Genomic DNA, 21,308 nt, shown 5'->3' with positions numbered 1-21,308 from the left:
AACAAAATGGTAGATGAAAAAACAAAAGCTAAACAAGTTAAAAAAGATAATGAGGACAAAAATAGCAAAATGAATATAGTTAAAAATCTACTAGATAAAGGAAAGAAGAGTGGTACTTTAACATATAAGGAAATAATGGATGAAGTTGAACATATCGATTTGAGTCCAGAACAAATAGAGAAAATTTATGAAGTGTTAGAGTCAATGGGAATAGAGGTTATAGGTGATGCTAATGGCGCCGATGCAGTTGAAGAAGAGTTAGAATTAGATTTAACTATTCCAGAAGGTATTGCTATAGATGACCCAGTAAGAATGTACTTAAAAGAAATTGGAAAAGTTCCTTTATTATCCTCAGAAGAAGAAATAGAGTTAGCTAATAGAATAGAACAAGGGGATCAAAGAGCTAAGAAAAAATTAGCTGAAGCAAATTTAAGACTTGTTGTAAGTATTGCTAAAAGGTATGTTGGAAGAGGAATGTTATTTTTAGACCTTATACAAGAAGGAAATTTAGGACTTATAAAAGCTGTAGAAAAGTTTGATTATAGAAAAGGATTTAAGTTTTCTACTTATGCTACATGGTGGATAAGACAGGCGATAACTAGAGCAATTGCTGACCAAGCAAGAACTATTAGAATACCTGTTCATATGGTAGAAACTATAAATAAGCTAATAAGAGTTCAAAGACAATTGTTACAAGAGTTAGGAAGAGATCCTTTCCCAGAAGAAATTTCAAAAGTTATGGATTTACCTGTAGATAAGGTGAGAGAAATCCAAAAAATAGCTCAAGAACCAGTATCTCTAGAAACTCCAATAGGTGAAGAAGAAGATTCACATCTTGGAGACTTTATACCTGATGATGATGCTTTAGCACCAGCAGAAGCAGCTGCATTTACAATGCTTAAAGAACAATTAATAAATGTATTAGATACTTTAACACCTAGAGAAGAAAAAGTATTAAGATTAAGATTTGGATTAGATGATGGTAGAGCAAGAACCCTTGAAGAAGTTGGTAAAGAGTTTAATGTTACAAGAGAAAGAATAAGACAAATAGAAGCAAAGGCTCTTAGAAAATTAAGACATCCTTCAAGAAGTAAAAAATTAAAGGATTATTTAGATTAGCACCAAGAGGTGCTAATTTTAATTTAGCAAGGAGAAGAAATATGGAACTAAGCGAAAGATTAAATTTTATAGTTAAAAATATTGAAAACACATCAGTTTTAGCAGATATAGGAACAGATCATGGTTATATTCCTTTATATGCATTAAAAAATGGAGTTTGCAGCAAAGCTATTGCAGTAGATATAAATAAAGAGCCATTAGATAAGGCAAAACTAAATGCTATATTAGAAGGAATGGGAGATGAACTAGAATTTAGGTTAGGTGATGGACTTGCAGTTTTAGGTCAAGGTGAAGTTGATGTTACTGTTATTGCTGGTATGGGAGGAAATTTAATTAGAGATATACTTGAGGCACATATTGAAAAAGTAAATGATATGAGCTATTTAATACTTCAACCAGCACAAAATCCTGAAGTGTTAAGAGAATATCTTTATAATAATAATTATGAAATAATAAGCGAAGATCTTTGTTTAGATGATAATATATATTATGAACTTTTTAAAGCAAGAAGAAAGGAAGGGGAAGCTACTAAATTAGATTCAATATACTATGAAGTAAGCCCTAAATTCCTTATGAGTAAGCATCCTTTAATGAAGGAATATTTAATTTCAAAAGTAGAAAACTATAAAAAGATACTTGGATTTATAACTGAAAGTACAGTTAATGCAAGTGAAAGAAGAAAATTAGTAAATGAAAAGATAGATGTAATTTCAAATATGATTAATTTTCTATAAGGAAGATGATATATGAAGAAAGTTAAAGATATTATAAATATAATGGAAGAGTTTGCTCCTGTTACATTAAAAGAAGATTTTGATAATGTAGGCCTTATGGTAGGAGATAAAGAAAAATCAGTAAAAAAAATACTTTTAGCCTTAGATTGCACCTTAGATGTAATAGAAGAAGCAAAAGAGAAAAAAGCTGATTTAGTAATAACTCACCATCCTCTTATATTTAAAAAGCCTAGTAGTATAACTACTGATACTTTAATAGGTAAAAAGATAATAGAACTTATAAAAAATGATATAAGCTTATATTCTAGTCATACTAATTTAGACTCTGCAGAAGAAGGTCTTAATGAAACTATAGTAAATATATTAGGATATGATTCTAAAGAGCTTATAGAAACAAATAGAAAGGCTAGAAATAATAATGAGGGATTAGGAAGAATTGTTAGATTAGAAAATGAAATAGAAATAGAAGAATTAATAAAAAATATAAAAGAAAAACTAAATATAAAATCTTTAAAATTAGTTAAAGGTTGTAAAAAGATAAAAAATATAGCTATTATAAATGGAAGTGGCTCTAGCTTTTTTGAAACAGCTTATAAAAAAGGTGCAGATTGTATAATAACAGGAGATACTACATATCATTATGTATCTGATTATAAGGAAATGGGAGTATCGATAATAGATACAGGTCATTTTTCATCAGAATGGATTGTATTTTTATCAGTAATGGAAAAATTAAATAATAAATTATCAGATATAGAAATTATAATATCAAATAAAAGTGAAGATCCTTACACATTTGTGTAAGGATTTTTTACTTTGTATTAAATTATAGAAATAAATAAATTATGGATAAATTTTTAGAAAAAATTGCAGTCATATAGAACCTTGGAAATTTTTTTATATACACAAACTTAATATTACAATCATATAATAGATAATAAGAATATTATTTTGGAGATGAAGTATGGGTAAATCATATCATAGAGGAAAAAGTAAATCGTGGACCAAAGTCTTTCAAAATAGCTTTAAAGATTTATGTGATGGAATAGTAAAAAAATTTAATGGAGGAGTTGTAATTAGACCACGGTGCTGTAATCGTGGAGCTAGAATATGTATATATGTACTTATTGTAGTAACTCTCCTATTTTCAGGATTAGGGTTTTATTCTTGGGTAATACTAGGAATGTTAATATTAGTACTACAATTTGTTTAATTTGTAAAAAATATCATTTGCGTTATTAATTAAGTTATGGTAATATAGTTTTTGCGAGTAAGACATGCAATCGCTGCTAGACTAGATCTAGGAGAGGAAAGTCGGAGCTCCATAGGGCAGGGTGCTGGATAACGTCCAGTCAAGGCGACTTGAAGGAAAGTGCAACAGAGAGATACCGCCTAATTTTTAGGTAAGGGTGGAAAGGCGAGGTAAGAGCTCACCAGCATCATGGTGACATGATGGCTATGTAAACCCCACCTGGAGCAAGGTCGAATAGGGAAACATTTAGGGGTTGCCCGCTCCGTTTCCGGGTGTACCGCTTGAGCTTATTGGCAACAATAGGCCTAGATAGATGATTGCTTAATACAGAACTCCGCTTACGGCTTATCTCGTAACATGGAAAACACTAGGTTGATGCCTAGTGTTTTTCTTTTTTTTAGATAAAACTTTAAAAGTCCTCAAATTTTTCTATTATCCATAAAGGATCGAAGCTAATAATATATTTATCAATTCTGTAGTATGCTCCATATTTATCTCTATAATAGGATAGAGATTCATTTAAAAATTCTTCAGTTACATCAAAAAATTCTGCTATTTCATATTTATTAGGAATTCCTTTCTTATAGCAAGTAATTAAATCCTCTATGCTAATTAGCTTTTCATATCCCCATCTTCTTGCAATTATTTCTTGCTTCCTGTTATTTATTTTACTTTGATCAGTTATATTTCCAACTGTTTTATGGTAATGTCCTAGCTCCTCAGCTAGAATACATTTTTTTTCTTTGTTAGTAACTAGTTTTTTATTAATAGCAATTCTAATTCCCTTACAGTACCCATCTTTAGTGATTAAATTAGCTTCTTTAACTATTACACCTAAATTATCAGCTTCTTTTAGTAAATATTCATAATCCATAAAACCACCATTAATTATTCCAGAAATCATCATTATTCATTATATTTTCATCATGAATATAATCTTCCTTAGAGAAGTTACCATTTTTATCATGAGCTGCTATTGGGGAAGAATCATTAATAGAATTATTTTTTATCCTATCATCTTGCTTAAGATCTAATAATTCCTCTAATTTTCTTACTTCTAAATCTAATAATAACAATATTTTTTTTGTTAATAAGTCATAATAAGAATCAATATAATTAGACTTAATAATATTAGAATCTAAAGAAAGCTTATTTAAAGGTAAGTCATTTAATTTTTTAAATTCTAATTCTTCATATTCTGATAGTTTATTTATATTATCTCTAATTAATTTAGCGGGTAAACTATTATTTAATCTTAATAAACTATCTATCAAAGAAGCAAGATTTAAACTTTCTAAATGAGATGTATTTTTATCAGATTTTTTATCATCTTTTATATCTATAATTTTATTACTTTCTTCGGTTTTATTCATATCCTCTAGATTAGTAAGAACTGAAATATCAATTTCAAAAAAAGTTGCTATTTTCTTTAATAAGTTATTATTAGGAATAGTTCTACCACTTTCTATATCACCTAAGTAGGATCTAGATATATTAAGGGCTTTAGCTAAATCAGATTGAGTAAATTTTTTCCCATTCTCCAAACTTAGTTCACTTCTTAATTTTTTGATTTTTAATCCTAATTTACTACTCATACTACACGTACCTTTCTAATTTATAATATAATTATACGTCTTTTACGTCATTTTGTCAAATAATATATGTAAGTTTGAGGGAAATAGACATATAATAGGATATTTATGAAATAAAGGGAAAAAAGACGTGAAATAAGAATCGACATTTACGTTCTATATACGTAAGATTTAATAGTAAAGGGAATTAAAAAATTAACTTATAGGAGGATTTAGAATTGGGAGAGTTAATAAAGGGGTTACCATGGTATAAGAAAATACAAGTATTAAGAGTTATAAACGGTTGGTCTCAATCTGAGGCTGCTGAAAAATGTTTTACAGTACAAAAGGCTTTTTGGACTTGGGAATGTGGACAAGTTTATCCACGCAAAAATAGCAGAAGAGCTATTTCACAAGCATTTAAGATTTCTGAAAAGGATATTTTCGGAGAATAAAATAGTTTTAATACTAGAAAAGAAATACATTATTAAGGAGAAATTTATGAAGATGAAAGAGAATATAAAAATACTTGAAGAAATTTTATACAACTATAAGAAAATAAAAATTGAAATAAAGAATATGTATTTAGATTTAGAAATCTTAGAAAATGATTATATGGGTGCAGGTAGCATAGGATATGGTGAAAAAAGTAGTAAGACATATAAATTTAATAGTAGTGTAGAAAATGAAATAGTAAGAAGAGAAAAAGATATTAATGATATGAAAAGAAAAATAAGATTAAAGGAGATCCAAATACAAAGAATAGATGAGACTATAGGGACGTTAAATGAAAGAGAGAGTTATATTATAAAAGAATTTTATTTTAATAAAAACCAAATTAAATATATATCTATGGATTTAAGTTTAGCAGAAACATATTGCTCCACACTGAAGACAGAAGCATTAAAAAAGTTAATTAATTGTAATATCTTATTAAAATTATAGTATTTTCTAAGGAAGTTATAAGATATTAGAAAAATATAGGTGCTATAATGATATTGTAGAAAATAATAAAAAGAGGCACTTAGTACATAGTTACTTTAAGTGTCTCTTTCTATTTAAAGGAGGTGATTATATGAAAAAAGTTGATAATAAACTTCATTAGCTATTTAAAAACTAAATATTATAAAAATTAATTGAGAATAATTAAGTTATTAAATACTTATATTCTCTGGAGGTAGTGGATGATTGTAGATTCAATTAGAAGTTTCATAATGACATGTCCATACCATAGTGCTATATATAATATCATTAAAGTAAATATAAATTATTTAAGTGATGAGTCCGATGTATATAGCATTAATCAAGAGCCTGCTGAAATGCAGATGTAACGTCAAAAAAAGGGTCTCAACAATGTAATAATTACAGATCAATTAGTTAAAAACTACTTAAAAGAAAAACTTAACTTGATTGTTGCAGGACAATGCTTAAATGAGGCCAGAGATACAATTAATTATTATGAAGATGATAAGTTAACGTTATTACTAGAAGGTACTGTAGGTGAATCAGTATATGGTACAACACCTGAAGAGGCTGATAAAATATATGGTACCGGAAACTTAGATACGCAAAGAGTTAGAACAGGTATTGCTATAACAGCAATGCCAAAAGCAGATCCAGTTACAGTAGAAACAAAGGTTTCCCCAATTTGTATGTCATCATTTGAAAGAATTGATGAATGTTTCTTTGCGACAGTAAGTTAATAGTAATAAGGATACTATTGTATCCTGTATATTTCTTATTATGAAAGGTGGAATTTTAAATGGCAAAACCAAAATTATATAAAATTAAAGCATTAGTAAATATTACTTATGATAGAGTTCAATATGTAGAAGGAAAAGAAATAAAAGTTAGAAAAGAGGATGCAAAAGAGCTTGTCTTAAGAGGGTTTGCAAAAGCTATAGATAATTTAGATAGTGATACAGATAAAAATAGTGAGGGTCCAATGGATAGAGAGGGTGAGTAAACATGGTTGAATCAATTCAATTATTAAAACTCTTACTTCAAGAGAAAAAATACCCGTACTTTTCTGATGATGAACTAAATCTAATGCTTAATGATAATAATGGTGATGTATATGCAACAGCTTCTACGCTTAGTTTAATGAAGGCTGATGGAGATAAAAAAATCAAAGTAGGCCCGATAGAAATTGAAGGATCAGGAGCAGATTATTGGATTAATCTATCTAGGGAATATGATTCAAAAGCTATATCTACATCAAATTCTAATATTATTGGATATAAAACTTCTATGAGTAGGAGTGATGAAATTGATAGATAAAGAATACATTAAGAAAAAAGTAATTCAAGCTATAGAATTAATGCCTTATGACATTGAAGTTTATAGAGAAAGATTAAATTCTTATAAGGAGCTTGAAGGGTATGATAGAATAACTTTTTTAAAAGGAGTATTATACTCGTCAACTTCAAGTGAGGTTACTGTTGTAATAAAGGATAAAGGGGAAGTTAGTAGTAAAGCACAAAAAAAATTTCTCGTAGATTATAATGAAAACTCTAAACTTGTAAAGAATGGAGATTATATTATATATAAAGAAAAATGTTATAAAGTTCTAGAACAAGGAGAAGAGTTTGAAATATATTTTGACATGCAGGTAGAAGAAAATGAGCGGATTAAAATTTGATGCAAGTGGAATATTTAAAGGATTAACTGAATTAGATGAGAAGGTTTCAAAATCTTCAGAGATATATGGAGATTTAGCGGGAACAAAAATGATAAACGATGCAAAACAAAATGCTAAGTGGACAGATGAGACAGGAAATTCAAGGCAAACAATGAATTATAATGTAGAGGTAAAGGGAAACTTAATAGAAATTCAAATAAGGGGAAATACACCACATTTTAAATATTTAGAACTTGCAACGGAAAAGAAATTTGCAATATTATGGCCAACAATTCAAAAACTTAGTGCTGATATATTAAAAGGTTGGGCAAAAGTGATTTGGAAGTGATGAATTGATTTTAAAATTATATGATTTTTTAAAAGAAAAAGGAATTGACGTATATTTTATTGGACAACATAAAGGTGAATGTACAAGCAGGTATCTAGTTCTAAAAGATAATGGAACAAATAGCCTAAACGGAAAGACCGGTAAAGCTTATATTGACCTTCTTTTTTTTGTACCTCAAAATAGATTTACTCAATGCGAGTCTTTTAAAAAAGAGGTTAAGAGGTACATTAAAGAATTTAATAAACTTAGATATGTAGGAAATGAAACAGGAATAGTTACTGATGATGATAAGAAAGCATTAACATTTTCTGTTTTATATGAAATTAGTAAAAAATTGGAGGAATGATAATATGTCAACTGAAAAAATAACAGAAAAAACTCTGGTAAACATCGTAAGAGTAGAAATTGTAACAGAGGAGGAAACACCAAAAATATATAGGTTTGACACAGCAGATGAAGCAACATATGCTCCTGTAGTATCAGAAGGACTAGAAACAATATTAAGAGTTAAAAATAAGATACTTGCAACAAATAAAACAGAAAATCTTCAATATGGTTCAGATATTACCATGAAGCAAGTTACTATGGTTCCAGAAGTACTTGCGATAGTTGATGGTGGTACATTAACAAAAGAATCTGACAAAGTTACAGGGTATAAACCGCCAGTTGTAGGTACTGTAGTAAATAGAATAAGATTTACATTAAAAGTCTATACAGAAGAAAAGGAAGCTGATGGTGAAACACTTGGATATCAATGTTTCTTATTCCCTGGTTGTAAAGGAAAACCTGTATCCTTTAATTTCAAAGATGGTGAATTTATGGCGCCACAGTACACTATTGCTAGTAGAGTACCAAAAGGACAAGCACCTTATGATTTAAAGTTTTTAGATACATTACCAGTTTAGGAGGATATTATGGCAGTAACAAGTTTAGATGAATTAAAAAAAATATCAGAGGGACAAGAAATAGAATTAGTTGGCTGGAGTGAAGAGCCTTTTGTATGTAAATTAAAAAGACCATCATTATTAGGCCTGGTAGCTGGTGGAGATATAAATAACCCATTATTAAATGCAGCCCATATATTATTCCATGGGCCATCATCACCTAAAGATATAGTTAGTATGAAAGAAAAAAATGAAATATTCAACAGAGTAGCAAAAGCTGCTATGGTGAGACCTAGTTATGATGAGTTGAAAGAAATAGGATTGGAGCTTACGGATCTACAATTAGTTGAGATATTTAATTTTACTCAAAACGGAGTGCAATCCTTAATATCCTTTCGTACAAAGCAGCAAGATTCTAAGAATACTAAGAATTAGTGAAAAATACAAGCAAAGGCCTAGTGAGATTGTTGAAATTAATAATACTCACTTGGCTTTTTGCTTTGATGAAGCTTGTGAATATATTTTATCTATGAAAACTACTAAAGAAGTAAATGAAAATGGTAAGGTATATTTAAAGGAATCATGGATAAAAGAACCACGATGGAATGATGTAGTCAAACAAAAGTCAAATGCATATAACAATAGTGAGTTAATAGAAGAAATGCAAGCAAAATTAAGGAGATTTATATAATTTTTATTAAAATATGGTAAATATACCGGAATATAGCTATAATATTAGTAAATATTATAATTAGAGGTGTAGTGCTTATGAAAAAGTTATTAGTTACTATTATATTCATTATTTCATTATTTCAATTTTATGGTTGTCAATCTAAACCTAATGAACCAAAACCGAGTGAAGTTATTGTACAGGAAAAGTTAACTCTAGAAGAAAGTAAAGAAGAGCTAGCAAATATTAAAGATATCATAACAAATGAAGAAGGTAAGGTTCAGTATATATCTGGTAGAATAGAAAGTGGATTAATACCGATAACTATAAAGATGAAGGATGCTAACGGAGAAATTAAAGATACTACAATAGATGTTTATGAAATGAGATTTGTTACAATAAACAATACATCTCATAGGGTGTATCTTAGAATTCAGAATATAGGTGGCGAACATACTTATCAAAAAGGAGATAGTATCTATTATGAGCTTAAAGATAGTCTAAATCAGGCCTGGTATATTGGTGAGAACGAAGAAGTTTTATACTTAATTATATTCAAAGATAAATAAAATTTAAAAAAAGAATTCTTGATATTCAAGAGTTCTTTTTTATGTCCAATTTTAAAGCAAGGGGGTGAGTATATGATAAATGCAGGGCAAGTGGTTGCTTACCTAACACTTGATAAAAGCTCATATTCTGCAGGAATTAAAAGTGCATATCAAGAATTAACAACTTTTTTAGATAGTAGTGAAAGTGCTGGCAGTAGAATTCAAGCATTGGGCAATTCTATGACAAGTGTAGGTAAAATGATGACTAGGGGTTTTACTGCTCCGATTGTAGGTGCAGGAGAGACGGTAACAAAATTCGCTATGGATTATGAAACTGGTTTAGCTAAAGTAAATTCACTTGGTGTTAATTTAGCACAAGCAGCTGGTCCAGTAATAAGTGCTTCAGGTAAGTTAGTTACTGAAGTAGGTAACTTAGTTCCAGTTGTTAATGGGGTTAATTCAGCTCTCGGAGGACTTGGTTTAACATTAAGTTCAGTTGCGATACCCATTGCGGCTGTAGGAGCTGGATTCTATGTGTGGCATGAAGCAAATGATGTTTTAAATTCAAGTTTAATTAAGTCTAAAGAAGAATATTCACATATGGAAAGAGTAATGGCTTCATTGATGGGGGTTCAACTTAAATCAAGAGAAGAATTAGAAAAACAGGGTATTGTTTATAAAGAATTTAGTGAAAATATATCTGATGGATTTAAAGATTCTGTTATTGGGATGAGAAAAGAAATTTTAGATTTTAACTTTGCATTAAATGAAATAAATTTTGACGGTGTATTTGATGAAGCGGAAAAGACAGCTTTAGATGGAAGAGTATCAGGGGCTGTGGATAGTGCTATAAAAGCTATTGATACTAAAACACTAGAAATGAATAGTACTATGGCTGAATTATTTGCTACTGATGGAATTATTAGCGAAGAGGAAAGAAATATAATTAGTTGGTGGGAATCTCGAGGAAATAAAGAAAAAGAAGAAGCTAAAAGGCTTCAAGATGAGATTAATGCTATTGAGTTAAAGGCATTTGAAGAAGGTAGAACGTTATATCCAGAAGAGATAACTGCTATAGAAAACAGATTTGCTCAAATTAAACAAATAGAGTTATTAGCTAAAACTAAGAATAATGAAGAGTTATTATATGTTCAAAAAGAGTTTGAAACTCAAGTTGTTGGGATGGATGCAGAAGCAGCTAGTAAATTGTTAATGGAAAAAAGAAAACAAGCTGACGAGATATTACAACAAAAAAAAATTGAAATAGAAGTTCTTAAGGCTCAAGCAGAACAAGGTTTGGAGGATATGAGTGAGGAAGAAAAAAAAAGAGTTCAAGAAACCAAGGAATTATATGATGATTCTTATAATACTTTAGTAGAGCAACAAGAAGGTTATTATAATTCATCTTTAGATTGTCTTGAAAGACATAATAAAGAAGCTTATGATATGATAAATAAATTTAATGGCGAAATATTAGATGAAAAGGATGTTAAATATTACCAGGAATTAGTTACAGCTACAGAGCGTTACGATAGTCTTAATAAAATTACTGATAGTGGATACCAAAGAATGTATAATACTATTACAGCTACTTATGATGACATTTATGTAAAAGTAGATGAAACTACTAAACAGCTTTTAGGTGTATATGATTTAAACACCATGAATATTGGCTCAATGACAGAGAATGATGCAGCTTTATTACAAGACGAGGTTGCAGCTTGGCAACAAACGCAAGAAGGTATTTTAGTTAATTGTTTAATTATAGGAGATGCTTATATAAATGCTTCAGGTACAATAACTAATGAAAGTGGTAAAATGATTGGTAGTTTGGGTGAAGTTATAGATGAGAATGGGAAATTAGTTAATGCTATACTTACAACTAATGGTAATCCTATAAATATAGGGGATAATACAGCAAAAGTTATCGAAAGTATGAAAAAAACACAACAAGAAGTTAGAAATACTGATGGTAAAAAAGCAATTATTACAGTAACTGATAATGGAACTATTGATAGCGTTCAAAGTAGGATAAAAAATATATTTGGAGCAAATGTAGTTGTTGGTGTAGTTACGGATGAAAATGGGAGAAAATATTGGAATGGCTCTACTATGTTAGCTACAGGTACTGAAAACGCGATGCCAGGAATAGCAAGTGTAGCAGAATACGGACCAGAATTAATAGAGAGCAGAAGTGGTGTATTATCATTAGCAACAAATAGACAGTTAATTAATTTTTCAGGTGGTGAGAAAGTTTATAATGCTAGACAGACAAAGGAGATACTTAAAGGCATGAACAATCAAAGCGGTAATTTAAATGAATTTAAGTACGGACTTGAATCTGTAGTAAAGGCTATAGAAGGTTTAAAGGATAAGATAGAGTTAGCAATAAAGCAAACAGGTAATACTAATAATTCTTTTGGTGATGTTATTGTTGAAGGAGTAGCAGATGTAAGAGAGTTAATAGAAGAAATATCAGAATTTAAGAATTTAAGAACAGTATAGGAGGTAACTTATGGAAGATGATTATATTATCTTAAATAATGAAAGTTCTTTAAATAATAATATAGTAGTTGTTGAATTACCTTCTATATCTATTCCAAAAGAGAGAATTGAAGAAGTGGAAGTTATTGGATTAGATGGTAATTTAACTATTAGTGATGGAACGTATGAGCCTATTATAAAAAAATGCAAATTATATTATGAAGGAAATACGTATGATACACTAGTTGAGTTTCTTAAGAATAGTGGAACAGTTATATTTTCTAATGCTCCTGATAGATTTTATTATTATAAAATTATTAGTGAGATTCCATTAAAAGAAATAATAGAAAATGAATTGTATGAGTTTGAAATTACTTTTAAATGTCAGCCTTTTGGTTATGCGCTAAATAATAATCCAGTGATAGTTACAAAGAAAAATACTATAATTTATAACAATGGAACTTATTATACTAAACCTAAAATAACTGTTTATGGCAATGGTACTGTTAATTTGTTCGTTGGAGATGAACAAATAATATTGAAAGATGTTAAAGAATATATAACTATAGATACAGTTAAATTAAGGACATATAAAGATATTGTAAGGCAAAATGATAAAAAGGTTGGTAACTATCCGACATTAAAAAAAGGTGAAAATAACATCACTTGGGATGGAAATATAACAAAAATTGAAATTATTCCAAATTGGAGATACTTAATGTAGTATCTCTTTTTTGCTAGAAAGGAGGTATTAGATTATATGATAAAGATATTCAAAAAGGATGAAACAGATTTTTTACATGATGGAATTGAGGTATTAGATGATATTGTTATTTCTTCATACACAGATTGGAGTGAAGAAAATAAGTGGGTGATACAAGCTAAGTTTGAAAAGGACTTTGATAAGTCAGAAACAATTAAAGAAGGGTTAATAATACAAGTTCCAACAGAAAAAGGTAGCCAACTTTTCAGAATATTAAAGATAAACAAAAAGAATAGAAAATATATATCTATTGCAGGCCATGCTATAGGATATGATTTTAATGATAATTTCATTCAAGATATAAATATTGTTCAAAAGTCTGGTAGGGCGGCAATGCAACAAATATCTAATGGCACTGTATATCCTCACAAATATAATCTTAGTTCTAATATTGATAGAGTTGCTAGTGCTAGAATAGTTAGAAAGAATGGTTTTGAAGCTCTTATTAGTAGAAATAAAGATAATACCTTTGTAGAAAGATGGGGCGGTTGCTTAGTATTAGATAATTTTAACATATCAATGAATGAGGCTATAGGACAAGATAGAGGGGTAGAAATATCAATAGGTAAAAATGTTATTGGTTATGATGGTGACATTGATGAAGAAGCTGTTTGTACAGGGATTAATGCTATTACTTATGATGGATTAACATTACCAGAAGGTGTTTATTATTCCCCGTTAGTTAATAACTATCCACATCCAAAGATAAGAGAATTTAAGTTTGACAACATCAAATATAAATATAGTAAAAATAATCATAGCGAAGAAGGATATGAAACTTTAGAAGAGGTATATGAGGCTATTAGGAAAGCTTGTGATGATTTATTTAATGTACAGAATATTGACAAGCCTACATGTTCGTTAAGAATAAATATTGCAGCTCTAGAGAGCACAGACCAATATAAAGGTGATGAACTTAATGAACGTATTTTTCAAGGTGATATATTAACAGCAAATTTAGAGGATTATGGATTTAAAGTTAAGTTAAAGATGGTTGCTAATAGGTATGATAATATTAGAAATAGGTATATTGATATAGATCTTGGAGATGCAAGGAATAATTTATTTAAAGATATTAGTAAAGTTGGGAAAGTAATTGATAAGGTAGTTGAACAACTAGGCGGTAATTCATGGCAAGACATACTAGATAAATCAATGAAGGAAGCAGCTGAATTAATAACTGCAGGTATTAAAAATTCATATGTAGTTGCTAGAAAAAATGAAATCCTAATAATGGACTCTCAGCAGGTTGAAAGTGCTATTAATGTTATTAGGATGAATAAAAATGGTATTGCATTTTCACAAAGAGGTTATAATGGACCATATGAACTGGCAATAACAATTGATGGTAAGATTAATGCTAGCTGCATACTTACAGGAGAATTAAATGCAGCCTTGATTAAGACAGGTTTATTATCGAGTGCTAACGGTTCTACATGGATTAACATGGAGAATGGTACTTTTAACTTTGGAAATAAAATTATATATGATGGAAATAATTTCGACATAGACTTAAGCAGAAAGGATTTGGCAACTAATTCATCTGTAGATAATAAATTAAGTACCAAGGTAAGTAATAATGAATTCAGTACCAAAATAGAACAAAATGCCTATTCGGTTAAGATAGCTTGGAATAAAAATTCTAATTACGTTCAATTCGAAAATGGTGGACTTAGTATTTATAATGGTGACGTAGATGATTCTAAAAAGAGAGCAGTTTTTAACGCAAATGGAAATCATTTTTGGAGAGATGGATACTATTTAGGTAAGATAGGAACTAATCAATATACTGATAATACATCTATAAAAGGAATTGTTTTTGATTTAGAAGCAGATGGAGGTTATATGACTTGGGCGATCAAGAAATATTCTACAGATTCAACCTATACTATGATGTGGTCATATGCAAATAAGGCAGTTGGAGATTATAGCTCAGGAAAATTACATGCTGGATGCGATATTGATATGCATAACTATTATTTAAGAAATGTACAATTTGAAGGGGGAGGAATAAGTGGGACTTTAAGATTTACTCAAGTAACATCAATGAATGCTAATGGAATTGCAACCTATTGGTATAATGATTCTACTTTAGTGTTCAGGAACGGAATACTGATAGATGGCACATGGGGAAAATAAATATTTAATATTGAGGTGATAAATATGGAGTATGAGAATTACGTAATTACCGAGGGAGAGTATGTGTTTAAACCACCAAAGCAACCAAAACCTAGTAATTTTTATAACATACATGAAACAGAAGAAGAAAGAGCAGAAAGAATTTGTTTATACAGCGAGGTGAAAGAAGATGAATGATACTCCTTTAAATGTGAAGTTAGAAAATGTTAGAGGTAAGTTAAATACTGCATTAAGTGAGGTTACTATGGAATATGGTTTACCAGCCTTTCTTATAAGTGGAATATTAGCAGATATAATGCTAGATGTAAAAAGACAAGAAAAAATAGAGCTAACTAATTCATATAACAACATATTAAAAGTAACAGGAAATGAAGGTGAAACTAATAGTGATTAATTATAGGTTAGCGTGTGAGGAGTGATAAGGTATGGCTAGTAAAATAGTTGTTAAGTTAGATACAAGTAAAGATAATTACATTATAGCTAAATGTAAGCAAAATGATGATTTGACACTTGAAGCAAATATTTTTGAGAATGGAGTCAATAAAGATTTAGCCAATTCTAGTGCTACAATACAAGCTAGAAAAGCAGATAACACTTTTAGTGTACAAAATAATAATATAAGTAAATCTGGAAATAAAATCACCGCAAGTTTAATTAGAGATTTTACAAGAGTACCAGGTAAAACACTTATAGAGATAGTTTTAACAGACAGTAGTAAGCAAAATACTACTTTTTCTTTTGGTTTAGAAGTGGTTGCTAGTGTAATAAATAAAGCGGTTGAAAGCGCTAATGGAATAACAACTTTAGAAGAATTAAAAGAAAAACTTGAAGCAATAAAAGTTGAAAATGTTAATGCAGTTACAAATACTGATGGATTGAAAACAGAAAATACTAGGACTGAAACTAATATAAGTGGATTAAAAGCAGAAAATACAAAGGCTACAACGAATATAAATAGCTTGAAGGATGAAAATACAAAAGCAACAACTAATATTTCCAGCTTAAGTTCTGAGAATACAAAGGCTACTACAAACATAAATACTTTAAAAACAGAAAATGCAAATGCTGTAACTAATACAAACAATTTAAAATCAGAAAGTGAAAAAGCAATCACAAACACCACAAATTTAAAGGCTGAGAGTGATAAAGCTACTCCTAATATTACAAACCTTGGAAATGAAAATACCAAAGCTACTGCAAATATTGCCAATTTAAAGGCACAAAATGATAAAGCACCTACAAATACTACGAATTTAAAAGCACAAAATGACAGAGCAGATGCTTTAACCCCAGAATTAAAAACAGCAACAACACAAGCTGAAACTGTTAGAGATGATTTAAATGATTTAATTAATGGTGGCGGAGTTATGAAACAAGCTTCTCCTAGAAATCTAATGATAGGGGAAAAATGGCAATTATCTTCAACTACAAACACAACAAAAACAGTTATTTCAAAATATCATGTAAAATATGACATAGGAAATACAGTAACAGCTTGTACTTGGATTGGAGGAAGTGCTCTAAAGGTAAATATCAAAAAAGATGATTATTTAACATTTTTGGTTTGGATAAAATCAACAATACCATTTAGATTTAGAGCAGTATCAAAAAATGGAGCAACTACTATCAAAAATGTTGAAAAAAATATGTCTGCAACTTCTGATTTTCAATTATGCAAAATTACCACACAAGCATCAGCAGATAACCCAGAGGTATTATTATACGCTTTTGATACAAGAAATGATAATAGTATAAATGGAACAATAGAAATTAAAGAGTGGGCTTTATACAACTCATCTAACGAAATGGACTGGATTCCAGCACCAGAAGACATGGGTAATAGTGAAGATATTGATGGAGCAACTATAGTAAATTTAATTAATAATAGTAGTTCTAAAATTGATGATGATAACTTATCAGTAGTAGCTAATGATGCAATAAGTAAAAGACATAATCATAGCAATGTAAGTGTTTTAAATGCTACAGAAGTTGCATTTACCAATGCCTTAAAAACCAAATTAGATGGCGTAGCAGTTAATGCAAATAATTATACTCATCCAACTACACATCCACCATCAATAATTGCACAAGATGCAAACAATAGATTTGTAACAGATACAGAAAAAACTAACTGGAATGGAAAGGCTGGGACAGCAGTTGCTACAACAAGTGCTAATGGACTAATGGCGGCAGCAGATAAAACCAAACTAAATGCTCTAACTCAGAGTACAATAGATACTAGAACAAGTGACCCAGCAACTCCAGCTAATGGATATATGTGGTTGAGGACGGATTTGTAATATGGAAGATTATAAGAGAATAGTAGATAAGAATATAACGAAAAATTACTGTGATTTAGAAATAGATACTATCACCTCATATGTAAGAAGTCTATCATCATATGGAGAAATTATAGTAGATACATGGAATGAAAAATTTCCAGAATATTATATCTACTTTATTGATGGAGACCACTGGGGAGAACAACCAGAATGGAAAAGTAGCCATGTTATAGACCATGAAGCAGTATTTAAAATTAGTAATATAATCACATATAAAGATTCTATGGTTATGTATTCCGATGAGTTTATAGTTTTTTCTGAAAGAGATTTGAATGATGAGATAAATGCAATAAATGAGACATTAGAATATACAGTGTCAGCTATAAAAATAAAAGTAAATGAGTTTATAATAGAAGAAACTTTTAAATATACTGTAATGAAATATTTTCGTCAATTAAAGGAATTAAAAAATGAGAAAGGTAGAAGTAAAATATATAGTGAGGGGGTGTAGATAATGCCAACACAAAGATTTTATATTAGCGAAGCCCCTAGTGGTAATATGCCTAGATATCCAATTGGATCATCTTTCGTTGATATATTAAGAGATATGTCTAATAGTAGTTATTTATATGTTGATAGAGGGTCTAGTATGACTTATGTTTATGGAGAAGTTTTTGTTAAGTTTAGTAGTTCTGAAATTTTGGCAGCCATAGGTAGCAATGGAGCAATACAGTCATGCAAGTTTTATATGTATGCAGCTACTTATGATTCACCATATTTCTACTCTCATGAAATGGAATTAGCTAGTTCTAAAGGGAGTAGTTTGGTAAGTACTGGTACTGGGAAAGAAGCGGTATGGGCATTAGCTTCTGGAATGAATTGGAATACTAATCCAGATGACAAAACCCCTTGGAAGGTATCTGATTTCGATAAAACCTTTAAATTGTCAATTAGTACTAACGGGCAAAATGGGGCAAGAATAGCTTATATCTATGTAGATATAACTTATGACCATGAAGTAATAGCAAACACTCCTTTAGGTAGTATGAAAGTAAACTCTCCTCAAGGAATAAGAGAATTACCATTTTTTACCCTAAATACAATAGCTTACCCAGCAATAAGGATTGGAACTACAAAGGGAGTAGGGGCTTTTTCATTGGTCAATCCTAGTGATAGTTATGCTTCTCCAATTAGGATAAAAACATCAAAAGGAATTAAAGCTATAGCTTATATAAAATAATGAATAAAATAAATATTTTATAGGGTATTCCAAATTAATACTCTTAAATACAAATAAGAATAAAAATCAAAGATGTTATGTTATCTTTAGTGACTATAGTAAATAATGATATAAGTATAGATAATAGTAAATATATAAAAGAATAAGAGAGTATAGACAAGTATTTTGTCAATAAAAGAGCTTAGAATCGTAAGTTCTTTTTAATTTGAAAGAAGAAGGTAAGAGAAATGGAAGAAGAAAGTTTTATTAAATTAACAATTAGCACCGTTATAGCTTATCTGTCAGCTAGGTTAGGGATTCTACTACCAGTGGTATTAATGCTTTTAGGAGCAATGATAGGAGATTACTTAACAGGGATGTTAAAAGCAAGATATCTAGGAGAAATAAATAGTAGAGAAGGAATATGGGGAGTTATTAAGAAAGCAATGTATGCTGTAGTTGTAGCAGTAGCCATGATCTCAGATTGGATAATAATTAATGTTGCTGAAAAAATAGGAGTTAGTATTCCGTTAACCACTTTTTTTGGATTATTAGTTGCTATATGGCTTATAGTTAATGAATGTATTTCTATATTAGAAAATCTAATTAGAATGGATGTACCTATGCCTGGATTTTTAAAAAGTCTAGTAAGTAGGCTTAAGATAGTAGTTGAAGGTCAAGGAAATAAAATTGTAGATAATATTAAGGAGCAGGAGTAATCTTGCTTCTTTTAAAATTAAGGAGTAATTTAAAAATGTTAAAGCAACAATTAATATCAAGCGACAAATATGAGGTTAAGTGTTCTTACACTATGGTACCAAAAGGAGTATGTATTCATAACACAGCTAATGATGCGCCAGCACAGAATGAAATCAACTACATGAAATCTAATGACATGGAAGTATCATTCCATATTGCAATAGATGATATTGAAGCAATACAAGCTATACCACTTAATAGAAATACCTGGCATGCAGGAGATGGGGGGAGTGGTGAAGGTAACAGAAATTATATAGCAATAGAAATTTGTTACTCAAAATCAGGTGGAGACAGGTTTATAAAGGCAGAGCAAAGAGCATCTAAAGAAGTAGCAGCATTATTAAAACAATATGGATGGGGAATTTCTAAAATTAGAAAACATCAGGACTTTAGTGGCAAATATTGTCCTCATAGAACATTAGATATGGGATGGCAAAGGTTTTTAAATATGGTACAAGCTGAACTAGGTGGATTAAGTAGCAACAATATACCGCCTATTCAACCTGAATCAAAACCACAACCATCTGAAATAGAACAATATTTATTTTTAAAACCACACATGAATAAATGGAATGTATATGCTACAAATGTTGAGCCTACAATAGGAAATGAGTGTGGGACTCTAGCACCTTCAAATTACGGAGGATTAGAATATAAAATATTTGGAAATCCTCAAAAAGATGTTTATACAATTAAAACTAAATCTTTTGGTATAGTAAATATATACGTACCTAAAGATGGTGACAGTGAATTTTATAGTAAGGGAGCATCTAATCTGCAACAGGAGAAACCACAGCAAAGTAATAAGCAATATATAAATCTTAATCATAAAGTAAACAGTTGGAGAGTATATCCTACAAATGTTGCTCCTATAACAGGAAATGAAGTAGGATTTTTAGCACCCTCAAGATATGGTGGCTTATCATATGAAATATTAGGTAATCCACAAAATGATGTTTATACTATAAAAACTGAAACTTTTGGAATTATTAATATTTACGCTTCAGATGATGAGGATAACTTAATAACTTCATATTCAATGTATTAATTTTAAAGGTAGCATTTAGAAGTAATATTCTAGATGCTACCTTTTTTAATTTTTTTATTAATGACTTAAAAAATGAAATTATTTTAAATTGAAAATTTGTAATTATTTATATATCAATGAAAAATAATTACAAATTAAATCTTACATAAATAACACCAGGTAGAAAAGCAGTATGTATTAAAATTCTACCTGGCAAAATAATTAACTACTTATACAGATAATAAATCAAAGACAAGTTTTATGTCAATTAAAAAATTAAGTTAAAACAGAATATATTAATATTTTATTTTTAAAAAATTTTGTTTATTTTTTAAATATTTTTTGGATTTAAGAGAATACTATATGTAACCAATGAAATGTTACAAAGGAGGAATTCTTATGGGACAAAGTGACAATGTAAAAGAAAATAAAAATGGTAGTATTTTAGGCTGGATAGGAAGATTAATAATTGTAGCAATTGTTTTAGGATTAACCTCTTTCTTCACTCCAGGATTTAGTATTAATGGATTATGGTCATATCTATTAGCAGCAGTAGTAATAACTGTATTAGATTATTTGGTAGAATCATTTATGGGAGTTGATGCTTCTCCTTTTGGAAAAGGATTAAAAGGATTTGTTATTGCTGCTATAATATTATATGTAGCACAATTCCTTGTACCTAATATGAGGGTATCTATATTCGGAGCAATAATAGCAGCTTTAGTTATAGGAGTACTAGATGCAATATTCCCAAAGAGAGTTATGTAATACAATTTAGTAAAACATAAACGATGCTAATAGATAACTATAAAAAAGCATTAAAGGGTTAAGATAGCTTTATCTTAACCCTTTAATATTCTAATAAGGGTTTTTGGAGATTTCATAGAA

General features: G+C 29.5%; 29 protein-coding genes and 1 other RNA gene. 28 read left to right on the top strand and 2 right to left on the bottom strand.

Features of this window, described 5'->3' with window-relative positions:
* Positions 1 to 6: 6 nt before the first annotated feature.
* The 4 genes from rpoD to rnpB all read left to right on the top strand — a co-directional run bounded on the left by rpoD (position 7) and on the right by rnpB (position 3,462).
* Entirely contained in the window at positions 7 to 1,119 is a 1,113-nt protein-coding gene (gene rpoD, locus ACZJV1_RS14715) for an RNA polymerase sigma factor RpoD (RefSeq protein WP_460286839.1), read from the top strand.
* A 41-nt stretch (positions 1,120 to 1,160) separates the two neighbouring features.
* Positions 1,161 to 1,853 (top strand): tRNA (adenine(22)-N(1))-methyltransferase, encoded by a 693-nt coding sequence (locus tag ACZJV1_RS14710; protein WP_463650621.1) that lies wholly within the window; start codon positions 1,161 to 1,163, stop codon positions 1,851 to 1,853.
* Between the two features lie 12 nt (positions 1,854 to 1,865).
* Entirely contained in the window at positions 1,866 to 2,657 is a 792-nt protein-coding gene (locus ACZJV1_RS14705) for a Nif3-like dinuclear metal center hexameric protein (RefSeq protein WP_463650620.1), read from the top strand.
* A 463-nt stretch (positions 2,658 to 3,120) separates the two neighbouring features.
* An RNA gene (rnpB, locus tag ACZJV1_RS14700) (RNase P RNA component class A) lies at positions 3,121 to 3,462 on the top strand.
* 52 nt (positions 3,463 to 3,514) lie between these two features.
* Here rnpB and ACZJV1_RS14695 read toward each other — a convergent pair.
* Entirely contained in the window at positions 3,515 to 3,979 is a 465-nt protein-coding gene (locus ACZJV1_RS14695) for an ImmA/IrrE family metallo-endopeptidase (protein ID WP_463650619.1), read from the bottom strand.
* A gap of 10 nt (positions 3,980 to 3,989) precedes the next feature.
* The gene (locus ACZJV1_RS14690) at positions 3,990 to 4,700 is read right to left on the bottom strand and encodes a helix-turn-helix transcriptional regulator (protein WP_463650618.1); all 711 of its coding nucleotides are present in this window, start codon (positions 4,698 to 4,700) and stop codon (positions 3,990 to 3,992) included.
* Positions 4,701 to 4,915: 215 nt separating this feature from the next.
* On the opposite strand from ACZJV1_RS14690, the gene ACZJV1_RS14685 reads away from it, so the two are divergent.
* The 24 genes from ACZJV1_RS14685 to ACZJV1_RS14570 all read left to right on the top strand — a co-directional run bounded on the left by ACZJV1_RS14685 (position 4,916) and on the right by ACZJV1_RS14570 (position 21,188).
* Positions 4,916 to 5,131, top strand: a complete 216-nt coding sequence (locus ACZJV1_RS14685; protein WP_463650617.1) for a helix-turn-helix transcriptional regulator — start codon at positions 4,916 to 4,918, stop codon at positions 5,129 to 5,131.
* A 46-nt stretch (positions 5,132 to 5,177) separates the two neighbouring features.
* A complete protein-coding gene (locus ACZJV1_RS14680) occupies positions 5,178 to 5,621 on the top strand; it encodes an RNA polymerase subunit sigma (RefSeq protein ID WP_463650616.1) in 444 nt (147 codons plus the stop codon).
* A gap of 239 nt (positions 5,622 to 5,860) precedes the next feature.
* Positions 5,861 to 6,007: a hypothetical protein gene (locus tag ACZJV1_RS14675; protein WP_463650615.1), complete on the top strand. Its 147-nt coding sequence runs from the start codon at positions 5,861 to 5,863 to the stop codon at positions 6,005 to 6,007.
* Positions 6,008 to 6,082: 75 nt separating this feature from the next.
* On the top strand, positions 6,083 to 6,379 hold the full coding sequence (locus tag ACZJV1_RS14670; protein ID WP_463650614.1) for a hypothetical protein: 297 nt from the start codon (positions 6,083 to 6,085) through the stop codon (positions 6,377 to 6,379).
* 59 nt (positions 6,380 to 6,438) lie between these two features.
* Complete coding sequence (locus ACZJV1_RS14665; RefSeq protein WP_463650613.1) at positions 6,439 to 6,642, top strand: DUF7210 family protein; 204 nt, start codon at positions 6,439 to 6,441, stop codon at positions 6,640 to 6,642.
* Between the two features lie 2 nt (positions 6,643 to 6,644).
* On the top strand, positions 6,645 to 6,956 hold the full coding sequence (locus ACZJV1_RS14660; RefSeq protein ID WP_463650612.1) for a hypothetical protein: 312 nt from the start codon (positions 6,645 to 6,647) through the stop codon (positions 6,954 to 6,956).
* Positions 6,946 to 7,317: a hypothetical protein gene (locus tag ACZJV1_RS14655; protein WP_463650611.1), complete on the top strand. Its 372-nt coding sequence runs from the start codon at positions 6,946 to 6,948 to the stop codon at positions 7,315 to 7,317. Before ACZJV1_RS14660 ends, ACZJV1_RS14655 begins: the two co-directional genes overlap by 11 nt.
* Complete coding sequence (locus ACZJV1_RS14650; protein WP_463650610.1) at positions 7,298 to 7,645, top strand: hypothetical protein; 348 nt, start codon at positions 7,298 to 7,300, stop codon at positions 7,643 to 7,645. Before ACZJV1_RS14655 ends, ACZJV1_RS14650 begins: the two co-directional genes overlap by 20 nt.
* Positions 7,646 to 7,649: 4 nt before the next feature.
* Complete coding sequence (locus ACZJV1_RS14645) at positions 7,650 to 7,991, top strand: hypothetical protein (protein ID WP_463650609.1); 342 nt, start codon at positions 7,650 to 7,652, stop codon at positions 7,989 to 7,991.
* A gap of 4 nt (positions 7,992 to 7,995) precedes the next feature.
* On the top strand, positions 7,996 to 8,550 hold the full coding sequence (locus ACZJV1_RS14640) for a hypothetical protein (protein WP_463650608.1): 555 nt from the start codon (positions 7,996 to 7,998) through the stop codon (positions 8,548 to 8,550).
* A gap of 9 nt (positions 8,551 to 8,559) precedes the next feature.
* A complete protein-coding gene (locus tag ACZJV1_RS14635; RefSeq protein WP_463650607.1) occupies positions 8,560 to 8,964 on the top strand; it encodes an esterase in 405 nt (134 codons plus the stop codon).
* Between the two features lie 94 nt (positions 8,965 to 9,058).
* Positions 9,059 to 9,220: a hypothetical protein gene (locus tag ACZJV1_RS14630; RefSeq protein WP_460287317.1), complete on the top strand. Its 162-nt coding sequence runs from the start codon at positions 9,059 to 9,061 to the stop codon at positions 9,218 to 9,220.
* 77 nt (positions 9,221 to 9,297) lie between these two features.
* Positions 9,298 to 9,768, top strand: a complete 471-nt coding sequence (locus tag ACZJV1_RS14625) for a hypothetical protein (protein ID WP_463650606.1) — start codon at positions 9,298 to 9,300, stop codon at positions 9,766 to 9,768.
* Positions 9,769 to 9,840: 72 nt separating this feature from the next.
* Positions 9,841 to 12,252: a hypothetical protein gene (locus ACZJV1_RS14620; protein WP_463650605.1), complete on the top strand. Its 2,412-nt coding sequence runs from the start codon at positions 9,841 to 9,843 to the stop codon at positions 12,250 to 12,252.
* A gap of 10 nt (positions 12,253 to 12,262) precedes the next feature.
* Positions 12,263 to 12,955 (top strand): distal tail protein Dit, encoded by a 693-nt coding sequence (locus ACZJV1_RS14615; RefSeq protein WP_463650604.1) that lies wholly within the window; start codon positions 12,263 to 12,265, stop codon positions 12,953 to 12,955.
* 36 nt (positions 12,956 to 12,991) lie between these two features.
* Positions 12,992 to 15,133: a phage tail spike protein gene (locus tag ACZJV1_RS14610; protein WP_463650603.1), complete on the top strand. Its 2,142-nt coding sequence runs from the start codon at positions 12,992 to 12,994 to the stop codon at positions 15,131 to 15,133.
* 24 nt (positions 15,134 to 15,157) lie between these two features.
* On the top strand, positions 15,158 to 15,310 hold the full coding sequence (locus ACZJV1_RS14605) for a hypothetical protein (protein ID WP_463650602.1): 153 nt from the start codon (positions 15,158 to 15,160) through the stop codon (positions 15,308 to 15,310).
* Complete coding sequence (locus ACZJV1_RS14600; RefSeq protein ID WP_463650601.1) at positions 15,303 to 15,527, top strand: hypothetical protein; 225 nt, start codon at positions 15,303 to 15,305, stop codon at positions 15,525 to 15,527. The genes ACZJV1_RS14605 and ACZJV1_RS14600 overlap by 8 nt, the downstream gene beginning before the upstream one ends.
* Positions 15,528 to 15,558: 31 nt before the next feature.
* Positions 15,559 to 17,433 carry a BppU family phage baseplate upper protein gene (locus tag ACZJV1_RS14595; RefSeq protein WP_463650600.1) on the top strand — a complete coding sequence of 625 codons (1,875 nt, stop codon included), beginning with the start codon at positions 15,559 to 15,561 and terminating at the stop codon, positions 17,431 to 17,433.
* A gap of 1 nt (position 17,434) precedes the next feature.
* Positions 17,435 to 17,926, top strand: a complete 492-nt coding sequence (locus ACZJV1_RS14590) for a hypothetical protein (RefSeq protein WP_463650599.1) — start codon at positions 17,435 to 17,437, stop codon at positions 17,924 to 17,926.
* A gap of 3 nt (positions 17,927 to 17,929) precedes the next feature.
* Positions 17,930 to 18,655, top strand: a complete 726-nt coding sequence (locus ACZJV1_RS14585; RefSeq protein WP_463650598.1) for a hypothetical protein — start codon at positions 17,930 to 17,932, stop codon at positions 18,653 to 18,655.
* Between the two features lie 227 nt (positions 18,656 to 18,882).
* The gene (locus ACZJV1_RS14580; RefSeq protein ID WP_463650597.1) at positions 18,883 to 19,353 is read left to right on the top strand and encodes a phage holin family protein; all 471 of its coding nucleotides are present in this window, start codon (positions 18,883 to 18,885) and stop codon (positions 19,351 to 19,353) included.
* Between the two features lie 35 nt (positions 19,354 to 19,388).
* Positions 19,389 to 20,441 carry a peptidoglycan recognition protein family protein gene (locus ACZJV1_RS14575; RefSeq protein ID WP_463650596.1) on the top strand — a complete coding sequence of 351 codons (1,053 nt, stop codon included), beginning with the start codon at positions 19,389 to 19,391 and terminating at the stop codon, positions 20,439 to 20,441.
* A gap of 378 nt (positions 20,442 to 20,819) precedes the next feature.
* Positions 20,820 to 21,188, top strand: a complete 369-nt coding sequence (locus ACZJV1_RS14570; protein WP_411168609.1) for a phage holin family protein — start codon at positions 20,820 to 20,822, stop codon at positions 21,186 to 21,188.
* Positions 21,189 to 21,308 lie beyond the last annotated feature (120 nt).

It is taken from the genome of Clostridium sp. LS3, from assembly GCF_055330225.1.
This window is presented reverse-complemented; position numbering and strand designations above follow the sequence as displayed.